Origin of the sequence: Methylocaldum sp. GT1BB (assembly GCF_051027545.1) — a bacterium.
Lineage (GTDB): Bacteria > Pseudomonadota > Gammaproteobacteria > Methylococcales > Methylococcaceae > Methylocaldum.
In genome coordinates this window covers 2565327-2585647 of sequence record NZ_CP194902.1, presented here as the reverse complement: position 1 = coordinate 2585647, position 20321 = coordinate 2565327, and the positions used below count along the sequence as shown (strand labels likewise).

General features: G+C 58.7%; 16 protein-coding genes. 9 read left to right on the top strand and 7 right to left on the bottom strand.

Annotated features, from left to right (window positions below; genetic code table 11):
• Window positions 1-24: 24 nt before the first annotated feature.
• The 5 genes from ACR2TX_RS12990 (at window position 25) to ACR2TX_RS12970 (ending at window position 5997) form a co-directional block, all read left to right on the top strand.
• Window positions 25-807, top strand: a complete 783-nt coding sequence (locus ACR2TX_RS12990) for an enoyl-ACP reductase FabI (protein WP_077731210.1) — start codon at window positions 25-27, stop codon at window positions 805-807.
• A gap of 377 nt (window positions 808-1184) precedes the next feature.
• Window positions 1185-2561: a cytochrome B6 gene (locus ACR2TX_RS12985; RefSeq protein WP_077731209.1), complete on the top strand. Its 1377-nt coding sequence runs from the start codon at window positions 1185-1187 to the stop codon at window positions 2559-2561.
• A gap of 87 nt (window positions 2562-2648) precedes the next feature.
• Window positions 2649-3260, top strand: coding sequence for a transcriptional repressor LexA (gene lexA / locus ACR2TX_RS12980; RefSeq protein WP_077731208.1), 612 nt, complete (start codon window positions 2649-2651; stop codon window positions 3258-3260).
• The gene (gene imuA, locus ACR2TX_RS12975) at window positions 3260-3907 is read left to right on the top strand and encodes a translesion DNA synthesis-associated protein ImuA (RefSeq protein ID WP_077731207.1); all 648 of its coding nucleotides are present in this window, start codon (window positions 3260-3262) and stop codon (window positions 3905-3907) included. Before lexA ends, imuA begins: the two co-directional genes overlap by 1 nt.
• A 554-nt stretch (window positions 3908-4461) precedes the next feature.
• The gene (locus ACR2TX_RS12970) at window positions 4462-5997 is read left to right on the top strand and encodes a Y-family DNA polymerase (protein WP_077731206.1); all 1536 of its coding nucleotides are present in this window, start codon (window positions 4462-4464) and stop codon (window positions 5995-5997) included.
• A gap of 13 nt (window positions 5998-6010) precedes the next feature.
• Here ACR2TX_RS12970 and ACR2TX_RS12965 read toward each other — a convergent pair whose 3' ends face one another.
• Entirely contained in the window at window positions 6011-6754 is a 744-nt protein-coding gene (locus tag ACR2TX_RS12965) for a flagellar brake protein (RefSeq protein ID WP_077731205.1), read from the bottom strand.
• Between the two features lie 86 nt (window positions 6755-6840).
• Entirely contained in the window at window positions 6841-8322 is a 1482-nt protein-coding gene (gene mobA / locus ACR2TX_RS12960; RefSeq protein ID WP_086135298.1) for a molybdenum cofactor guanylyltransferase MobA, read from the bottom strand.
• A 45-nt stretch (window positions 8323-8367) separates the two neighbouring features.
• On the opposite strand from mobA, the gene ACR2TX_RS12955 reads away from it, so the two are divergent.
• Window positions 8368-8826, top strand: coding sequence for a DUF302 domain-containing protein (locus tag ACR2TX_RS12955; RefSeq protein ID WP_077731203.1), 459 nt, complete (start codon window positions 8368-8370; stop codon window positions 8824-8826).
• 78 nt (window positions 8827-8904) lie between these two features.
• A complete protein-coding gene (locus ACR2TX_RS12950) occupies window positions 8905-9327 on the top strand; it encodes a hypothetical protein (RefSeq protein WP_077731202.1) in 423 nt (140 codons plus the stop codon).
• 116 nt (window positions 9328-9443) lie between these two features.
• On the opposite strand, the gene gloB is transcribed toward ACR2TX_RS12950, so the two are convergent.
• The gene (gloB, locus tag ACR2TX_RS12945) at window positions 9444-10208 is read right to left on the bottom strand and encodes a hydroxyacylglutathione hydrolase (protein WP_077731201.1); all 765 of its coding nucleotides are present in this window, start codon (window positions 10206-10208) and stop codon (window positions 9444-9446) included.
• Window positions 10209-10217: 9 nt separating this feature from the next.
• Window positions 10218-11816 (bottom strand): MutS-related protein, encoded by a 1599-nt coding sequence (locus ACR2TX_RS12940; protein ID WP_077731200.1) that lies wholly within the window; start codon window positions 11814-11816, stop codon window positions 10218-10220.
• Window positions 11817-12063: 247 nt separating this feature from the next.
• Here ACR2TX_RS12940 and ACR2TX_RS12935 point away from each other — a divergent pair, with 247 nt between their 5' ends.
• Both ACR2TX_RS12935 and ACR2TX_RS12930 read left to right on the top strand, forming a co-directional pair.
• Complete coding sequence (locus tag ACR2TX_RS12935; RefSeq protein ID WP_434132343.1) at window positions 12064-15777, top strand: FAD-dependent oxidoreductase; 3714 nt, start codon at window positions 12064-12066, stop codon at window positions 15775-15777.
• Window positions 15778-16011: 234 nt separating this feature from the next.
• Window positions 16012-16374, top strand: a complete 363-nt coding sequence (locus tag ACR2TX_RS12930) for a hypothetical protein (RefSeq protein WP_077731198.1) — start codon at window positions 16012-16014, stop codon at window positions 16372-16374.
• An 84-nt stretch (window positions 16375-16458) separates the two neighbouring features.
• Here ACR2TX_RS12930 and icd read toward each other — a convergent pair whose 3' ends face one another.
• The 3 genes from icd to ACR2TX_RS12915 form a co-directional block, all read right to left on the bottom strand.
• Window positions 16459-17703: an isocitrate dehydrogenase (NADP(+)) gene (icd, locus tag ACR2TX_RS12925; RefSeq protein WP_077731197.1), complete on the bottom strand. Its 1245-nt coding sequence runs from the start codon at window positions 17701-17703 to the stop codon at window positions 16459-16461.
• Window positions 17704-18102: 399 nt separating this feature from the next.
• Window positions 18103-19680, bottom strand: a complete 1578-nt coding sequence (gene gshA, locus ACR2TX_RS12920; protein ID WP_077731196.1) for a glutamate--cysteine ligase — start codon at window positions 19678-19680, stop codon at window positions 18103-18105.
• Between the two features lie 164 nt (window positions 19681-19844).
• A complete protein-coding gene (locus ACR2TX_RS12915; protein ID WP_077731195.1) occupies window positions 19845-20174 on the bottom strand; it encodes a DUF2782 domain-containing protein in 330 nt (109 codons plus the stop codon).
• Window positions 20175-20321: the final 147 nt, after the last annotated feature.

The window sequence follows — 20321 nt, the reverse complement described above, 5'->3', positions numbered from 1 at the left end:
TCCAGACGAAATCGGAGATTCACCATGGGTTTCATGCAAGACAAGCGTGCTCTTATCGTCGGTGTCGCCAGCAATCGGTCCATCGCCTACGGCATCGCGGAGGCGATGCGGCGGGAGGGAGCGGAAATCGCGCTGACTTATCAGAACGACAAGCTCAAGGAGCGCGTCGAAAAACTGGCGGCGGAACTGGGCGCGAAAATCGTCCTGCCCTGCGAAGTGGCGAGCGATGAGCAGATCGACGCGCTTTTCGACGAATTGGGCAAACGCTGGGACGGGCTCGATTGCATCGTCCATTCCGTCGCCTTCGCCCCTCGCGAAGCCCTGGAAGGCTCTTATCTCGACGCGGTAACCCGCGAAAATTTCCGTATCGCCCACGACATCAGTTCCTACAGCTTCGCCGCGCTCGCGAAAGCCGGCCGCAAGCTGATGGCGGGACGCAAGGGTTCGTTGCTGACGCTGAGCTATCTCGGTGCCGAACGGGCCATTCCGAATTACAACGTGATGGGCGTCGCCAAAGCCAGCCTCGAAGCCAATGTCCGTTATCTGGCGGCTTCCCTCGGCCCCGAAGGGATCCGCGTCAATGCCGTCTCCGCCGGAGCCATCCGTACCCTCGCCGCCTCCGGCATCGCCAATTTCCGCGAGATGCTGGCCAAAGGCGAACAAGCGGCTCCCTTGCGCAAGAACGTCACCATCGAGGAAGTGGGCAACGCCGCCGCGTTTCTATGCTCCGATCTCGCATCCGGCATCACCGGGGAAATCCTGTACGTGGACGCCGGCTACAACATCGTCGGCCTCTCCGGGATCTGATCTTCGTCATCGGCGGGCCGGGACGATCGTCCCGGCTTGCCCCTCGCCCCTTCACCGCGGCTTCTTGCGGGTTTCCGACCGCCCTGCTTGCCCTGGAATCGAACTCATTCCATTGGGCATTCGAGTGACCATTATGTAGGGTGGGTTAGCGGAGCGTAACCCACCGATTCGAGGTCGCTCGGCGGGTTACGGCCTCGCGGCCTAACCCACCCTACAAAAATTAATTCCTCATCGAAAGCGACTTTGAATGGGTCCGTATTCGTACGGCTATCGCTATCGAGATGACTGCCATTTAATTAAACATTTCGTCTACGGACTTCAACCATCGCGGCTTTCGAGGCTGCATTCAGCAAAGTGCCGATAGGGAGGAACGGACGATGCCAGAAAAAGCACTCGAAACGGTTCTGCGTGGATTCGCAATCCTGGGCCTGACCTTCACCGGCCTCGCGATGTGTCCCGCTCCGGCGAGGAGCGCCGAGGAATTTCAGCAGTTCATGGCGCGCATGAAGACCGCAAAGCTGGATGCCATGGAGCGCCATTTGAAGGCTCTCGACGAACGTTACGATCTCAGCGACAACCCCTCCAAAACAGTGACGATGACCCATGGCAAACCCATTCAGGAAGGCGTGCGGGTCAAACTGCGGGAGGTCATAACCTGGGAAGAATTAGTGGAAATGTCCCCTGAGGACATTCGAAAGCAAGACTTGTTTCCGAAGGGGTTCATGCCTCTGCCCCACCCCAATCCCGCCGAGGGCGGCATCGTGTTCAGCAAAAATTTCATAGAAGCCGTCGAGGAGCAAGAAGGCCGGGATCTCACCCGTTTCGACGTGGGCTTCGACATTCCGGATCGCTTCCAACCGGAACTCCCGTCTCCGCTCTTTCTCAAGACACGGCCGGACCTGGGCGATGTCTCTCGAAGCCGCTTGATAACGCTATCCAACTACCGCGAACTTTTCGACGGCATCATCAATGCGGAACAGCTGGAAGGGCTGCGGCTCTTGCTCACACCTTTTCCCCAGCAGCAGTTCAACGCCACCGATGACCGCCGTACCGAAGATCCTTCTTCCGGAGTCGCCTGTTTCGACTGCCATGTCAACGGCCACACCGGCGCGGCCATACAGACGGCATCGAGCACCCGGCCGCGGGAACCCGGCCGTCGCATCGACACGCGGAGCCTCAGGGGCGTCGACGTCCAGCAGTTGTTCGACACCCAGGGCCGACTGAAAAGCATCGAGGACCGCTCGGAATTCGAACTGGAGACGGCTTATTTCGACGGAGACGCTGAAGCCGCCAAAAGAAAGGAAGCCCACATGGTCGAACGAGCCGACGAAGCGCGCCTCATGGCCGAGTTTCAAAAACTCATCGATTTTCCGCCGGCGCCCAGGCTCGATACGTCGGGCAAACTGGACCCGCAAAAAAACAACGACGAGGCCGCGCTCCGAGGGCAGGAACTTTTTTTCGGCAAAGCCCGGTGCGCGACTTGCCACACACCGCCCCACTATACCGACAACCAGACCCATGACCTGAAGGTGGAACGGTTTTACCGACCCGGAATCACCACCAGCCAAGCCACTTCGACGGACGGCTCCGTCAAGACTCCGCCTCTGCGCGGCATCAAGGACTCGCCGCCCTATCTGCACGACGGCCGCTTGCTGACGCTGGAAGACACGGTGGAATTCTTCAACCTGGTGCTCGGACTGAAACTCACCAAGTCCGAGAAAGAGGATCTGCTCGCGTTTCTGCTAACGCTGTAAAGCATTCGTCGCATCCTCCATATCGATGCTTGCGCATTTCTCGAAAGCCCAACTATACTGCTTATAAAAGCACTGCTTTTATAAGCCATGAAGAACACGACTCCGCGCCAACAGGAAATACTCGACCATATCCGCCAAACCCTGCGCCAGAGCGGCGTACCGCCGACCATCGCGGAAATTGCCGATGCGCTGGGTCTCAAATCCACGAATGCCGTGCGCGGCCATCTTCAGGCATTGGCCCGAAAAGGTCTGATCGAGCTCATGCCCTCTCTGGCGCGGGGTATCCGGCTGCTGGAATACCAGGCTCCGGCCGACGCCCTGCCCGTCATCGGCAGAGTCGCCGCCGGCCGGCCGGTGCTGACAGAAGCCCATATCGAGAAATATTGCCGCCTCGGCCCGGAATTGTTCCAGGGCAAAGCGGATTACCTGCTCCGCGTGCGCGGTCTCAGCATGCGCGATGCGGGCATTCTGGAAGGCGATCTTCTGGCGGTGCAGCGCACCGACCAGACCCGCAGCGGCCAAATCGTGATCGCCCGCATCGGCGACGAAGTCACGGTAAAACGGCTGCGGCTCGAAGGCTCCGTGGCCTATCTGGAACCGGCCAATCCCGACTTCGAAACCCTGGCGGTCGACCTAGAGCGCCAGGAGTTGTGCATCGAAGGCGTGGTAGTCGGCGTCATCCGCAGCGAGTGGGTGTGATGAACAGCCCAAATGGACTTGATGAACTGCTCCGCACGACGCCGCTTCTGTGGCGCGGCCGCCGGCCTCAACCTGCCGAGAATGCTGCGATTCCCACCGGCTTTCAGGAATTGGACCGCGCATTACCGGAAGGAGGCTGGCCTTTTGCGGCATTGATGGAAGTTTCCGTTCCCGCCTGGGGCATCGGCGAACTGCATCTCTTGCTTCCCGCCATGCGGCACGTGCAAGGATCGGGAAAACGCCTGGCCTGGATCGCGCCGCCTTATCTGCCATATGCACCGGCCCTGGCGGATGCCGGCATCGATTTGGGCCGCCTGCTCCTGCTGGACAAGCTCTCGAACGACAAGGACATCTGGTGGAGCGCGGAAAAACTGTTGCGCAGCACCGCCTGCGGCATGGTCCTGGCCTGGCCCCGCAAACCGTCTCCTTTTCCGGTATTGCGCCGCTTGCAACTGGCGGCGACGGAAGGCCATTGCCTCGGTGTACTGCTTTTGTCCGACCTGCCCGCCGGCACCCCGGCCGCCCTGCGTCTTCGCCTCGAAGCGGGAGAGCAAGGGCTTTGGGTTCACATTCTCAAGACGCGCGGCATGCCGGTCGTGAATGCCGTACTGATTGGCGGGGCGGACGATATGTTTCCCAATTATTAATCAGGCCCGTAAATACCCTCCTGGTATTTCGGGCCGCCGCCCAGGCCGGTACACGCCCGGCCTGGGCTCACGCGGCTTGTCGCCGCGCCGGGGCATCCCTGCCCCGGATTAACCCGGCCTATATTTATAGGCCGGGTTAATAGGCAGCATGCAGAAGCAGCCACGTAAGTCGGGAATCCTTTCCCGACGCAGCCGGATGTAGGCCAGGATAAGCCTGTCCTGAGCGAAGTCGAAGGGGCGATAGCCGTTCCCGGCACAATGTTATGTCCCACTGAGTTTTGCCGGACCAAGCGGCCGGGAGCGGATTGGCATGCGCAGCGCCCACAGGGGACGGCACACGGTGTGCCGTATGAAACGCTTTGCTTATTCCGGCCTACAACTCAAACGAAGCTATCGCGCAACGATTCCTTCTTTGATCGACTTATGTAGATACCTCTGCCCGGAAAGAAGGAGCAAATTGGGCAAGAGCATTTTCAGTTCGAATTTATGGTGTAGGGGCGAATTCATTCGCCCCTACACCCGATATAAAAATGCCCTAAACATTGGAACACCCCATGGCTTTGCAGGCTTTTCCGACAGTTCCGGCAGCCCAGCTCACATTGTCGGCCACGCAAGTCTCCGCTACTTCGCAGCCGGCGCCGGCGGCACTTTGGCTGTGCTGTTATCTGCCGCGTTTGCCGCTGGAGGTCTTCAAGCTCGAAGACGACTGTCCCGCCGCCGTATGGGTGGACAGCGGCGGGCGTTCCCTGATTTCTGCCGCCACCCCTGCCGCCGGGGCTTTCGGCATCCATCCCGGCTTACCTACGAACGCGGCCCTGGCCTTATGCGCCGGTCTGCAACTGCATCGCCGCGACGAACGGATGGAACGCGAAGCGCTGGAAAAGCTGGCGGAAGCCGGGCTCGGCTTCACGCCTTGGGTGAGCCTCGATTATCCGGCCGCCCTGGTCCTTGAAATCCGCGGCAGCCTGACCCTGTTCGGCGGCTTGAATGCCTTGACGCAGCGGCTGCGTGCCAAGCTCGAAAACCTGGGCCATTGCAACATTCTCGCGGCGGCACCGGCACCTTTTCCGGCCTGGCTCATGGCCTCCTCCGGGCTGGAGCGGACGGTGGAGAACCCGGCGGCACTCCGCTCCGGGCTCGGCGATCTGACCATCGCCCGCTTGCCCCTGGAACGGAATACGGCGAACCGGCTCGCCAAGGCCGGTCTCCACACCCTGCGCGATCTCTGGCGTTTGCCGCGGGACGGCCTAGCTCGGCGTTACGGTCTTGCCGTGCTACGCCAACTCGACCGAGCCGCAGGGCGGGAAAAGGAAATGCCCGGGCTCTTCCGAACGCCGCCTGTCTTTCAAGCTTATCGGGAACTCGCCGCGGAAACCGAGAACCTGGCTCACCTGCGCCCCGTGTGCGCGGTTCTGCTGGAAAATTTGGCTGCCTTTTTGCGCCAGCACGACGCCGCCACGGACCGGCTGGAACTGGAGCTTTTCCACTTCCGCCGGCCAGCCACGCGCCTGGAACTGAAGCTTCGCTACGCCAGCCGCGATCCGGAGAGAATTTCGATGCTGCTGAGCGAGCGTCTGGAGCGAACGCCCCTGCCTGACGCCGTTACCGCCCTTCGCCTGCGTTGCGGCGCGCTACAACCCTATCGGGCGCACGAGGCGGATCTATTCGCTGCCAAAACTCCGGGCGTTTTGGACTGGGAGACCTTGCTGGAACAATTGCAGCAGCGCCTGGGACGCGATGCCTTGCGCTTTCTGGACACCCCGGCCGATCACCGCCCTGAGCTCGCCTGGAAGGGGGTCTCCGGCGCTCCCGAAGACGCCGTTTGCGATTGGACGCGGAACGAATCGCCCATCGGCTTCGCCATCGGCAAGGAGCGCCGGCCGTTGTGGCTGCTGCCCAAGCCTCGACCGTGCGATCCAACCCGTTACCGGTTGCTGCCGGAGCGGGAACGCATCGAGAGCGGCTGGTGGGACGGCGCGTCGATCCGGCGGGATTACCGCGTGGCGGTGAGCCCGGAAGGCGTCCGCGCCTGGATATACCGGGAACTCGATGAGAACGGCGGGTGGTACCTCCATGGTTTCTTTGCTTAGGACTTGGCCGCCCTCAGCGCGATACGCTCTCCTGCCGCTTCTTCTGCAATTCAATCTCGTAAATGAATTTCTGAAGGCTGATTTCGAAATTTCGGCTGGCGCCGCGGAAAATACACCCCACCCGCTGACCGACCGGCGGGTTAGCCCAGGTCATCGCGACTTTATTGCGCACTTCGAGACCCAGCATCATTTCGCCATGGCCGGGCAGGATCAGCCTGCATTCTTCGAGAATATGCCCGACGGAGAACAAGTCGCCGAGCCGATTGGCTTTGTCGATCAGGGCTAACCCAGAAAGACTGATGTCGGCAATACCGAACTCTGCGGGCATGTCGTCGAGCCTGACCACGCATTTGGCCGGCATGGCTACCGGAATCGCCACCCGGTAGAACGTCCGCTGCTGCCGCCAGTACAAGGAATCCGGAATCGGGGCCGCAAGCACGGTTTGCCCGTTCAAGGTCGCCTCGGTAAGTTTGGTCAGGGCGAAGCGGCACTGGATGCCGTCGATTTGTCCGCGAAATGCGACTTGCTGCGCCGCCAGCAACTGCCGATTGACGCTGGCGTTCTCGCTCAAATCCATGACCACCAATCCTTTTTCCGCCATCACCTGCACGACCGTGGTCACGAAACTCAGGCCACTACCGTCCGGCAGAGTGCTTAAAAGACACTTCTTCGTCTGCATGAGCTTGAGCTTTTCGATGATTTCGCCCCGGCTTTTCAGAACGTATCCGCCTTGGCTTTCACTGGTATCGGCTGGCATAGGTCGCAATAGAACTAAGGATCACTTGACATTAAAGCTTAGCAGGGCAACGCACCGAAAAACGTGATCGGAATTGCCTGCGGTTGTTAATCATCCGTCGTTTCGGGCGAAGGCCGCTTCGGCAAAGGCACGTCGAAAACGATATTTTCGCCGCCATTGAGAACCAGGAAGTGCCGTCCCTTCGCGCGGGCGAGCATGGTCACGCCCGCCTGCCGCGCCAGCTCGAATCCCATGTGGGTGGCCCCCGAACGCGACAGCAGCACCGGGATCCCCATTTGCGTGACTTTGATCACCATTTCCGAGGTGAGGCGTCCGGTGGTATAGAAAATCTTGTCCCCGCCTTCCATGCCGGTGAGCCACATGTAGCCGGCGATCGCATCCACGGCATTATGGCGTCCGACATCTTCGACGAAGATCTCGATCTTGCCGTCTTTGCACAGCGCGCAGCCATGCACCGCCCCGGCCCGCTTGTATACCTCGTTGTAATCCCTGAGCGCATTGAAAACGCCGTAGATCTCCGATTGGCGGACGGTCACCTTGGGTACGCGAATTTCGCGGAGCTGGTCCATCAACCGGCCGAACACCGTGCCCTGACCGCACCCCGTGGTGACGGTACGGCTGCCCAGCCTTTCGAGAAAGGCGTGTTCGGTGAGCCGGGTAGTCACCGCGACCGCCTCGGTCTCCCAATCGACCTGCACCGATCGAATGTCGGCGATGTTCTCGATGAATCCCTGGTTGCGGAGATAACCGAGCGTCAGGAGTTCCGGATGGGTTCCGATCGTCATCAAGGTGACGATTTCGTACTTGTCCACATAGACGGTCAGAGCGCGTTCGCCCACCAGTTCCAATTCGCGGCGTTCACCGTACTCGTCGAGCGCGGTGGCGGCATAGCAGGAGGCGCGTCCCGCATTCGTCATTCGGATATCGTAAGGATTGGCCTGAAGATCGATCGGAGCCGCTGCCGTTGCATCCGCCGTTTCCATGCCCTCCAGCGCCGCCAACTCCCCCGGCGTGTTGACGTTGGCGAACAGCTCGGGATGATCGCTGAAATCGACCAAGGCCAGCCTGTGCTGCTCGAGCCAGAGGTCGATCTTCCGCTGACCGCCGGCCAGATAACGTTCCAGGCTGTCCGCCAGGCGGCGTTCAGCCAGCAGGAAAACCGGGTGCAAACGCTCGCCGTCGTGGGCGGCGCAAAGCTCGGCTCCGGTCTCCTGCATCACCCGGCACAGTCTTTCCAGAAGACGCCCCGTCACCAGCGGCGAATCGCATGGCACGGTTAGGACATAGGGCGTTTCCGCGGCACGCATGGCGCTGAGCAGCCCGGCCAGAGGCCCGTCGAAAGTGTCGGTCTGATCGGATATCACGGGATAACCGAAACGCGCGTATGCGTCCCGATTCCGGTTGGCGTTGATCAGAATGTGCGCGGCGACCGAATCCAGGGCTTCCAGAGCGTAGCTCGCCAGTGGTCTGCCTTTGAAGCGAATCAGCCCTTTGTCTTCGCCGCCCATCCGTCGTGCGCGTCCGCCGGCCAGAATCACGCCGGTTATTTTTGCCCTCTCTAAAATCATGGTGATAAGCTAAAAATCGAGTTTCGATATGTTTCTATTTAGTGTATGCGCTTATTTCTTGGTTCGATTGTCGCACTGCTGCTGATCATCCTGCCAGGGTGCTCCGCTCCGAAGAATCCCGAGCCGCTCTACTATCAAGCCGAGACTACCAAACCTTATCAGGACGTTCTGTCCGAGTTGGAGCTCGCGATCACCGAGCGGAATTTCCGCATCACCGGCCACAACAAGATCGGCAGCGTCATCCGGGAGCGCGAGAACATCAGCTTCCCCGATTACGACACCATTCAGTTCTGCAATCTCACGCTGGCCCGCGAGATGCTGGAAATTTCGCCGGAATCCGTCATCTACATGCCCTGCAATGTGGCCGTCCGTTCCGAGAACGGCAAAGTTATCGTGACCACGCATTTGCTGCCGACCCGTTCGCCTAACCCGAAAATGAACGAATTCGCTCGGCAAATGAACGAAAAGCTCAAACAAATCGTGGACTTTGCGGTCGAAAACTGAATTTCACAAATTGCGCCTTCCGCTTTCGCTGCACTATCATGTAGCGATTTTGAGACAGGCTTACGAGAACGATTGAGCATGAAAATACCCGCTTTTCCCTTGAATATCCGGTGGCCCGCAACGGCCGCCGTTCTGATCCTGGCAGCCGGCTGCACGTCCGCTCCGCCCTCCCCCGAAACAGAAGCAAAGGAAACCAACGATTTTCCCACGCTGGCCAGGGTCGAATATGTCCTGCAATGCATGCAGGAGCATGGCGGCCAGAATTACAACAATCTCTATCACTGCACGTGCAGCGTCGACAAGATCGCGAGCCGGATGAGCCACGATGAATTCGTCCAGGCGCAGACTTTCACCTACGGATTCAGCATGGCCGGCGAGCGCGGCGCGGAATTCCGCGATCCGCCGGAATCCGCGAAACTGCGCGAGAAGTACAAGGAAGCGAAGAAATACGCTCAGGAAGCTTGCTTTCCGGCGGGTGCGGATAAGGACGTGAAGAAATAAGGGGGACAACAAACTCCGTTTCGGTGGGTTACGCCCTTCGGCTTCGCTAACGCTACGCTCAGGGCTAACCCACCCTACCAAGTCGTAGGTCGGCAATCCTTTGCCGACAAGGACTCTTAAAACATATCCTTCCGCCGGCGCGTTTCCGCAAACACCTCCAAGGGGTCGGCGTTCATCATTCCCAAGTTGCTCCGGATTTCCTCGCTTTCGGGGCGGAGGAACGGATTGGTCGCCAATTCCTCTTTCAACGTCGAAGGAACCGTAGGCTTGTTCTGCCGCCGCAGATCATCGACTTGCGCCATCCGTTGCTGAAGCGCCACATTACCGGGCTCTACCGTCAAGGCGAATCGGCCGTTCGCCTGGGTGTATTCGTGGGCGCAGTAAACCCTGGTCTCGGGAGGCAAGGCGCGCAGCTTCGAGAGCGAGCGCCACATTTCTTCCAGCGTGCCTTCGAACAACCGTCCGCATCCCAGGGCGAACAGCGTATCACCGCAAAATAGCGCATCGGCCCCGGCGAACCAGAACGCGATGTGCGCACGCGTGTGTCCCGGAACATCGAGCACGCGAGCCTCGGAGCTTCCAACTTTCAAAACCGTCGTCTCGCCCACGGCTATATCGATACCTGGAATGCGCTTGAGGTCCCGCTCCGAACCCACTATCCGACAGCCCGTCCGGCGCTTCAGCGCCAGGTTGCCGCCCACGTGATCGCCGTGATGATGGGTGTTCAGGACATGAGTCAGCGTCCATCCGTAAGCGGCGAGCGCCTCCAAAACCGGATCGGCCTCGGCGGGATCGACCGCCGCCGTCTCGCCGGTTTGGCTGTCGTGGATCAGGTAAACGTAGTTGTCCTTGAGTACGGGGATTTGAAGGATTTCCAGCATAATGCGTCCTTATCTGCCACCGGATAAATACCGGGCGATATCCTCTTTCGAAAAACCGATCTTGCGAGCCACCCGATCCGCGTGGCTGACCCTCGAAATGCCTTCGACCACCCGGTAAGTCGGCTGCTCGTTCTTGAACTCGACCTGCCTCGCCAATCCGATTTCTTTCTGCTGATAAGCATCGACCAGTTCGTGGTTGTGGGTGATCAAAATGGTGTTGCTGCCTTTCTGATAGAACCCGTCCAGGATATTCATGGAAATCTCGATCTTTTCCTCGTGGGTCGTGCCTTCCGAGAGTTCGTCCATGATCACCAGGCTTTTCGGCGTCGTTGCGAGGAAAATGTCCTTGGTCCGCTTGAGTTCGGTGCCGAAGCGCCCTTCACCGTCGGCGAGGTGGCTGATTTCGGGGACCTGGTAAAAGATGCGGTCCGCGACGGTCAGTTCCGCTTCCTGAGCCGGCACATAGCATCCGATTTGCGCGAGCAACTGGCTCTGCGCCAGGGTTTTACAGAACGCCGTCTTGCCGCCGCTGTTCGGTCCGGTGATGAAGGTCAGCCGCGTGTTTTTCAGGCTGATGTCGTTGGGCACGTAGTCGGGATTGTCCTTGCTCAGCACCGGATTCCGCACGCCTTTGAGCACCAGCGAATGGCGCTCGGCCTCGACGATCTTGGGCAAGACCACGGAGTGGTGGAAGGATTCCTTGAGGCGGACGAAGCTCAAGAGCTCGTCCAGCTTGCCCAGCGAATCCAGCGTGTTTTGCACGTCCTCGGACCGTTTGAAGATGTCGCGGAGCGGATAGATGCAGCCATCGCGATCGAAACCGCCGACGATGGGGATGTAAACGAAGCTGATGGGAAGCAGGAACAGCCAAAATACCGGCGCGATCGAAACCGCCAGATCGAGCAGCAACGGCACGAATTCCAAAGTCAGCACCAGGAGGATGGCCGCGACCGCGAGCCCCACCGGCTTGAACAGTGACGGCCGAAAGCGGATCGCCGGGGTATACCAGGGTTTCTCCGCCTTGGAGCGGACATCTTTCTCGGTCCGGTACACCGGCCCCTTCATCAGGGCATAGGCGCGCGAATGGGCAAAGCGCCGCAAGTCGTCGATCAATAGGCCCAGGTACTCGCTGTTCGGCTTCGGAAACCGGTTTGCCGCCTCCACCAGATTGAGCATGAACCGAGTGCCTTTTTTATAGGTCTCATAACCGTAGCCCTCGATTTCCAGCTTGTGCGCGGGCGAACTCATGAGCCCCATGAACGTGCCGAATAATAAACCGTAAAAGTCATCTTCCAGCGACTTCGCCTGTTTGATCAGGGTTTCCAACGAGTCTCGAAGCGCCTTGTCGGATTCGATTTCCCGAACCGCGTCCTGCTTGGCCCGAATGAGGTCCGCCGACGCCAGCGGCTGGACCAGCGAGCGATAAAGGGTTGCCTGACCGGTGATCGTGGCGGCGTGATTGATGCTGTCGAACAGCTTATCGACTTCGATGGCCTGAAACGTCGAAACATCGATGACACCCTCTCCGGTTGCGCCCGGCGCGGCGGAACGAACGACCGGCGGTTCCTTGGAATCGGATTGCAGAAGAGTCTGGTATAGGGAATTCATGGAGCGAGGACCTGGCAATGATAGTTCGGCGCCTAACCTACACCTTAGCGGCGCCCGCTTCAACCTGGAAGGAAACGGGGGCGATACCTATGTTTCTTAATGACCCTGTAATGTCTCGAACAGTGCCCATGATCGACTCGACCATCGATTCAGCATAAAATTTCACACATTTTTCACGAAAATCCGTCCGTCTTCTGGCAACGCTGACGAAAAAGAAGTTTCATCAACCCACGCGATCTCGACAATCATGACCGATCACTCCGTTCGCTCCGATACGGGCCTAAGCGCCGCATCCGTTTTGACCCTAGGCATATCCGGCTTTAACTATGCTGATTTGTACGAACCGGAACGGCTCAAGGACTTGTCAGACGTCTTCGACGCAACGGTCCGCAACCACGATCCGGCCCTATTCGCCGAATTCGAGCGTTATCGCGCATGCCAAGGCGAAGGCATGCCGCCCGAAAAGATTTCGGATGTCCTGGTCAAAATGGCGCCCTATGTCGGTACTTTCGTGGCGCGGCTGTTCGGCGTATCGTCCGAACGGGACACGCAAATACAGGCGATCCGCGACGAGTTCGACAGCATCTTCCTGTACCGCAACGAGATCGTCGGGAAGGTCGCGGGACTGTTCAAGAATCAGGCGCTGGAAAGCTGGAATATCGCCGGTATCCAGGCGGACTTCGAGTCCTTGCTCCGAATCGCCGAACCCGTGTTGATCGAATCGGACCGGGAAAAAGCGGTTGCCGTCTTAGGCGCACGCTTGCACCGCTGGCATCAAGATGCGTCGGTGAGCGGAAGGGAAATCGCCGAATTGCGCCGTACTCTTGCCACCGATCCGGATACCGAGGCGCGCTTTGCCGGTCTGCTGGGCAAGAGCGACGAAGACCTGGTGAAGGCGCTGCTGGATCTGGTCCAACGCTGGACCTATGCAGCTACGCAAATTCCCGAGCTCAAAGCCCAAGTCCAAGGGTGGGCCAGCTTCAAGTTCCCGGCCAAGACCGATTTCAATCATCTGGTTCATCACGAGACGCGCTCGGCGGACGGCTACAGCGTATGGGCGGCCCCCGAGGAACACCACAGGAGGCGCGAAGGATTCGGCCTTACCGATCCACGTTTTCCCGAACGGCGCGTGTTGTACGAAGTCGACCACTGCATTTATTGCCACGACCGGGATACCGACTCGTGCTCCAAGGGCATGCGCAACAAGAAGGACGGCACGTACAAGACCAATCCGCTCGGCGTGACCATTACCGGCTGCCCGCTGGAGGAAAAAATTTCCGAGATGCACGTCGTCAAGCGGCAAGGCGACAACATCGGCGCGCTGGCCTTGATCACCGTCGACAACCCGCTCTGCCCCGGCACCGGCCACCGCATCTGCAACGACTGCATGAAGGGCTGCATCTATCAGAAAACCGAGCCTGTCAATATTCCGCAGATCGAGACCAACGTCCTCACCGACGTTTTGTTCATGCCGTGGGGCTTCGAGATTTACAGCCTCCTGACCCGCTGGAATCCGCTCAACGTCAAGCGGCCGTACGCCCTTCCCTACAACGGCAAGAACGTGCTGGTGGCCGGCATGGGGCCCGCCGGCTACACGCTGGCTCATTATTTGACCAACGAAGGCTTCGGCGTGGTCGGTATCGACGGCCTCAAGATCGAACCGCTGCCCAAAGACATCGTCGGAGACGAGACCCATCCGCCCCGCCCCATCCATGATTTCCGAGAGTTGTACGAGGATTTGGACAAACGCATCATGCTGGGCTTCGGCGGCGTGGCCGAATACGGCATCACGGTGCGCTGGGACAAGAACTTCCTGAAAGTCATTTATCTGACCCTGTTGCGGCGTCACAGCTTCCGCTGCTACGGCGGCGTGCGCTTCGGCGGCACTCTCACGATCAACGAAGCCTGGGATCTCGGTTTCGACCACATTGCCATCGCTTCGGGCGCCGGCAAACCCACGCTCATCGACATCAAGAACAATTTGATTCGCGGCATCCGCAAGGCGTCGGACTTCTTGATGGCGCTGCAATTGACCGGGGCCGCCAAGGAGTCGTCGCTGGCCAATCTGCAAGTGCGCCTCCCGGCCGGCGTGATCGGCGGCGGCTTGACCGCCATCGACACCGCCACCGAGCTTTTGGCCTACTATCCGGTGCAGGTCGAAAAGATCATGCAACGCTACGAAAAGCTGTGCGCCGCCTTCGGCGAGGAAACCGTACGCGCCCGCTACGACGAGGAAGAATTGCTGATCCTCGACGAGTTTTTGGGTCATGCCAAGGCCGTGCAGGCAGAACGCCAAAGGGCACAAGCCGCCGGGGAAAAGCCCGATTTCCTCCCCTTGCTGAATGCCTGGGGAGGCGTCACGCTGTTCTACCGCAAGGGCATGAAGGATTCACCCGCTTACCGGCAGAATCACGAGGAAATCAAGGAAGCCATGGACGAAGGCATTCTGCTGGCCGAGGGCATGAACCCGCTCGAGGCCCTGGAGGACAAATACGGACATCTCCGCGCCGTGCGCTTCGAAAAACTGGAGGAACAGGATGGCCGCTGGCAAAAAGCCGGCAACCTCGAAGTCCCGTTGCGCAGCCTGTTCGTCGCCGCGGGAACCTCGCCCAATACCATCTACGAATCCGAGCATCCGGATTCCTTCGAGATGGACCAGAAGTTCTATCAGCGCTACGAACCCAATTGGCTGAGCGAAATTCCGGAGCTGGAACCGGTCAAAGACACCGCCGTTCCCAAGATCGGCAAGCCTGCGCCGTTCACCTCGTACCGCCGCCACGGCAAGTTCATCACGTTCTACGGCGACAACCACCCGGTCTATGCCGGCAACGTGGTGAAAGCCATGGCCAGCGCCAAGGACGGATATCCTTACATCGTCAAACTGTACGAAAAGGAGCTCGCCGCGCTCGATCGAGCCCAGCAGCCCCAGCGCCTTGCGAATCTGCGAGAGTTCCAGCACAGGCTCGACGACATGCTGCTGGCGCGTATCGTAGAAATCAATCGGGTCACCCCGAACATCGTCGAAGTCATCGTAAGGGCTCCGCTGGCCGCGAAGCACTTCTGCCCGGGCCAGTTCTACCGCGTTCAAAACTTCGAAGCGCTCGCACCCGTCGTGGACGATACGGTGCTGGTCGCCGAAGGCCTGGCATTGACCGGCGCCTGGGTCGACAAGGAACAAGGCCTCATATCCCTGATCGCTCTGGAAATGGGTTCGTCGTCCAAGCTCTGCGCGATGTGGAAGCCCGGCGACCCCATCGTGGTGATGGGGGTCACCGGCGCCCCCACTGAAATTCACGCCGGGCAAACGGTCCTCCTCGCCGGCGGCGGCCTGGGCAATGCGGTGCTGTTCTCCATCGGCAAAGCGCTGCGCGCGGCGGGCAGCCATGTCATCTATTTCGCCGGCTATCGGAAGCGCGAAGACGTGTTCAAGATTCGGGAAATCGAAGCGGCCTCGGATGTGGTGGTCTGGTCGGTCGATAATCTCCCAGGAGCAGAGCCCATACCGCCGCTGCGCCCCCAGGACAAAACCTTCGTCGGCAACATCGTCGAAGCGATGCTGGCTTACGCGAAGGGCGAACTGGGTCCGACTCCGATCCACATGGACGACGTCGACCACATGATCGTCATCGGCTCCGACCGCATGATGGCGGCGGTCAAAGCAGCCCGTTACGGCGTCCTCCAGCCGTATCTCAAGGCTCATCACTCCGCCATTGGCTCGATCAACTCGCCGATGCAGTGCATGATGAAGGGCGTCTGCGCGCAGTGTCTGTGCAAGCATGTGGAACCGGACAGCGGCAAGGAGTATTTCGTGTACTCCTGCTACAACCAGGATCAAGACCTGGACCGGGTCGATTTTCCCAACTTGTACGCACGCCTGCGCCAGAACTCGGTACAGGAGAAACTGTCGACGATGTGGCTGGACTATCTACTTTCGAAAAACGGCGATCGACGGGTAGGCTGAAAAATTTCCAAAGACGAAAGCATGACAATATCCGGAAAGTCTTTTACCATTGACGCCCGTTGACTGCATGGACGGCTTTACGCCTTTCCTCGATCGACGCCATCGCAGGAGCTCGCGACCTGGAAGCTTCCGCGAAACGCGGTATGGCAATGGCGGCGTATGCATCAGCACTCAATAAGCAATCGTGACATTTGTTTGGTTATTCCAGGAATAGCCAGAGGAGAACGCAAGAGAATGAAAATGAACAAAACCTTAGTTCTGGGCGCTTTGTTGTTGACCGGCACGATGGGTAGCGCCATTGCCGCCGAAAACGCCGCTGGCGTAAAGGAATTCATGGTCAAGACCGTCCAGACCACCAAGGAAGCCCAGGCCGCTGCAACCGCTGGCGACAAGGACGGCTGCCTGTCTGCCATCAAGCAGACCAAGCAGAACTATAAGGAAATCACCGGCGACGCGGCTGGCAAGCCCTTGCAGGACGCCATGAAGAAGGTTCGGCAAGCCCAAGACCTTTGCGCAGCCGGAAACACGTCCGAAGCCGCACCGCTCTTGAGCGAAGCCGCCGCCGCCATGGAAAAGGTCAACGCCGGCATCAAATAAGATGCCTGCAACCTGTCTGTCTTGAGACAGGCTGGAAGTATAAAAGCAGGGCGGCAACCGCCCTGCTTTTTTTGTGCCCGGCACTCAACCCATCGCCGCTACTAAGGCTTCGGCGAACTCGCTGGTTTTCACCTCGCGTGCGCCTTCCATCTGCCGTGCAAAGTCGTAAGTGACGATCTTCTGGCCGACAACGGCACTATAAGCGTTTTCTACCGTTTTCGCGGCTTCGTGCCATCCCAGGTATTCAAGCAACATTACCCCGCTGAAGAGCAGTGAGCCGGGATTAGCTTTGTCCTGGCCGGCGTATTTGGGCGCGGAACCATGGGTTGCTTCGAATACGGCGATGAAATCGCCGATGTTGCCTCCCGGCGCAATACCAACACCTCCTACTTCCGCCGCGACCGCATCCGAAAGATAATCGCCGTTCAAGTTGAGCGTAGCGATGACGTCAAACTCTTCGGGACGAAGCAGCATCTGCTGGAACATGATATCGGCGATGCGGTCCTTGATGACGATCTTGCCATCCGGCTGTTTGCCGCCATGGAATCTGTTCAATTCCTCTTCGGTGATGGTCTGACCGGCGAACTCCGTACGAGCGAGTTCGTAACCCCAGTTCCGGAACGCGCCCTCGGTGAATTTCATGATATTGCCTTTGTGCATCAAGGCAACGCTCTTCCGCCCGTGATCGAGCGCATAGCGGATGGCTTTGCGGATCAGCCGCTTGCTTCCGAATTCGCTCACCGGTTTCACCCCGAGAGCACTGCCCTCATGGAAATCTGCCTTGAGCTCTTGTTTCAGAAAACGCTCGAGTTTAAAGGCTTCGGGCGATCCCGCCGGATATTCGACGCCTGCGTAAACATCCTCGGTGTTTTCCCGAAAGATGACCACATCCACCGCTTCGGGATGACGCAGGGGCGACGGCACTCCCGGAAAATGGCGTACCGGGCGAACGCATGCGTAAAGATCAAGGGTTTGTCGAAGGGACACGTTGATGGACCGCATTCCCCCACCCACAGGGGTCGTCAAAGGACCTTTGATGGATACGACCAAGTCCTTTAGCGCGTGCACCGCTTCGTCGGGAAAAGCGTTGCCGTAGAGTGCAGCGGCTTTTTCTCCGAGAAAGAGCTCGCACCAATGGATTTTGCGCGCCCCGCCGTATGCTTTGGCGACCGCTGCGTTCCAAACGCGGAGGGATGCGCGCGTAATATCCGGGCCGATGCCGTCGCCTTCGACGTAGCCGACGACGGGCTCGTCAGGAACACGAAGCTTGCCGTCCCGAACGCTGATTTTTTCGCCGCCGGCAGGAAGCCGAATGTGCTGGTAATCCATGGCGACCTCCATGAAATAGCGTAGAGAACTGAGATGCTGACCGACGCAGAAATCCGCGACGATCTAGCCCTTAGAAGCAGTCTTCAAACGTCACGAGCGACGTCAAGGAAAGGCGCGAAAGGGCGACCCGAAGCCGCCAGCAGGCCCGTGGAGGGAACAGCCGTTAGCCTGGCCCGCAGGGCGAACCGCAAGGATCGGGCGAGTCAAAACCGGAGTGTACCGAGGAGTACATGACCATTTCTCCGGGAGAGAAATGGGACGCACGATAGCGCGCCCGGTAGGGTGAAAAACAGAGATGTTTTTCATCAGCATCTTGAACCCTTGAACAACGCCGGCATGACGGCGCGCAGCAGTTTGAAGACAGCTTCTCAGGCGGAATAGGCTCCGATCTCGGGCCTATTATGCTTGGGCAAAATAGTGGTGTAAAAATTCGTCGAAAGAGAGTTTGTCGCCAGCTTCCATTTGCTGCTGTTCCTCGAGCGATTCGTCGGTCAGCCGGCGAAAGAATTCGGCTCGCTCGGCGGATAGGAAGCCATCACGGAACACCCTCGCATGCTCCTTCGATATCCGCAGCGCATATTCCTCGAACGATTCTCCACTCGCCCTCATTTCGGCCAGCATGCGGGCGGAAGGCGTCAGTTCGGGATCGAAAAACTTGGCGGCCTGTTCCTCCAGGCTTCGCGTGTAGGGTTTAGACACGTCTTCCGCATCGAGAATTTCTGCGATGCCGCGCATGGCCTCAAGTATTTCCGCCGCCCAGTCCTTCAACAAAACCTCTCGGCCTTTGCGCCGAAGCTTGAACCCGGGCGTACGGCCGCAACACGCGACCGCCATGCCGTTCTGGCTGACTTCTCTCTTCTCCGCGGAATCGAGTGGGGGACTTTGTTCCAAAAGGCAAAAAAGCAGAAAGATTTCCAGAAAGCGCAGCTGATCCAGGTTTGCCCCGGCAGGACTGAAGCACTCCAAGTCCAGCGATCTAAGCTCCAAATAACGCACTCCGCGCCGCTTTAGGGCAAGCGTAGGCTTTTCACCGGACTCGGCGATTTGTTTGGGACGGATGACGCTGTAATACTCGTTTTCGATCTGGAGAATGTTGCCGTTCAGCTGACGGTAATCTCCATTCACCTTCACGCCGATCTTCTCGTAAAGCGGATAAGGCGTCGCTATGGCCTTGCCGAGAGTCGCCACGTAGTCGTCGAGATTATTAAAAGAGATATCGAGCCCGGCCTGGCTGTCGTTCTTGTACCCGATATCGCTCATGCGCAGCGAAGTCGCATAGGGGCGAAAAAGCGTTCGGGCGTCGAACTCCGAAAATCTGGACGCAAGATGCTCTCGTCCGTTGAAAAACGACTTGGCGAATGCCGGAGAGGCGCCGAACAAATAGATTGTTAACCACCCGTAGCGATGAACGTTGCGCACCATGCCGAAATAGTTGCCTGCGATAAAGCTGGACAAGGAGTCCGCCCCGCCTTCCAACTCGCACAGGACCGGCCATAACGCTTCGTTGACCGAATAATTGAAATGAACGCCGGCAATGGCCTGCATCATCCGCCCGTAGCGATAGGCGAGTCCGCGCCGGTAAATGTGTTTCATCCGACCGATATTGGAGGTTCCGTATTCGGCAATGGGAATGCTTTCGTCACCGCTCACGCCGCAGGGCATGGAAGTCGCGAGTAAGATCTCGTCTCCCAGATTGCGGTATATGAAGGTATGCAGGTCTTTAAGAAACCGCAGCGCTTCCGCCGGGTCGGCATAGGGCGGCGTAATCAGCTCGATCAGCGCCTCGGAATAATCCGTGGTGACATAAGGATGAGTCAGCGCCGATCCTACTCCCATCGGATGCGGCGTATGCGCGATGACGCCGTCGGCCGCAAGCCGAAGGCTTTCCTTCTCCAGCCCTTTGAGGCCGTTCCTCAGCAGATGTTGTTGGCCGGTATGAATAAGCTGGTTAAGCCGGGAGTCTATGCTTTGGCTCAAGCGCGAATAATCCTTGGTGTTGTTCTTAAAGGCGGGATGACTCGTGAAATCGCGGAATGGAAATCCGGATTCGACGGACTACAAAACACCCGAATCCATTTTCATTCTATCAGAGAAGCGCGATCGGCCTGTACAGTAAACCGCTATCTCGGTTTAAAGGAGCCTCACCAACTGAACAGCACCCATTGCGGAATCCGCATGTCATCCTCCAAATCGCTGCGCCGTACGTCCATATTACCGTCGCCGTCGGTGTCGAGCAGATAATAGGCCGGACCGATCGCTGGCTTGATCTTTACCATGTAAAGCCGATTATTGATCCGGTATTCTTCGATAGTGTCCTTGCCCCGCCGGATAATCGTGACATCCGGCTCCAAGGGCTCACCGCTCTCGACCTGCGGCGGAATATCCGGCGGCTCGGGCACCGGAGCGAGTTCACCCTGCGCTTGGGCGGAGGCTGCGACAACCAAAAGACAAAGCGAAATAATCCGTAGCATGATGAATCCTGCTGAAAGGACTGGGTTTTGAGATTTGCCAATGATAGTACATATCGGATCGAGAAATCCGATTACATGGCCAGACGTCCTGCCGATAATCGAACGATCGAGAGCTCGGTTAATCCCATGGCTCAAGAAACTACCTGG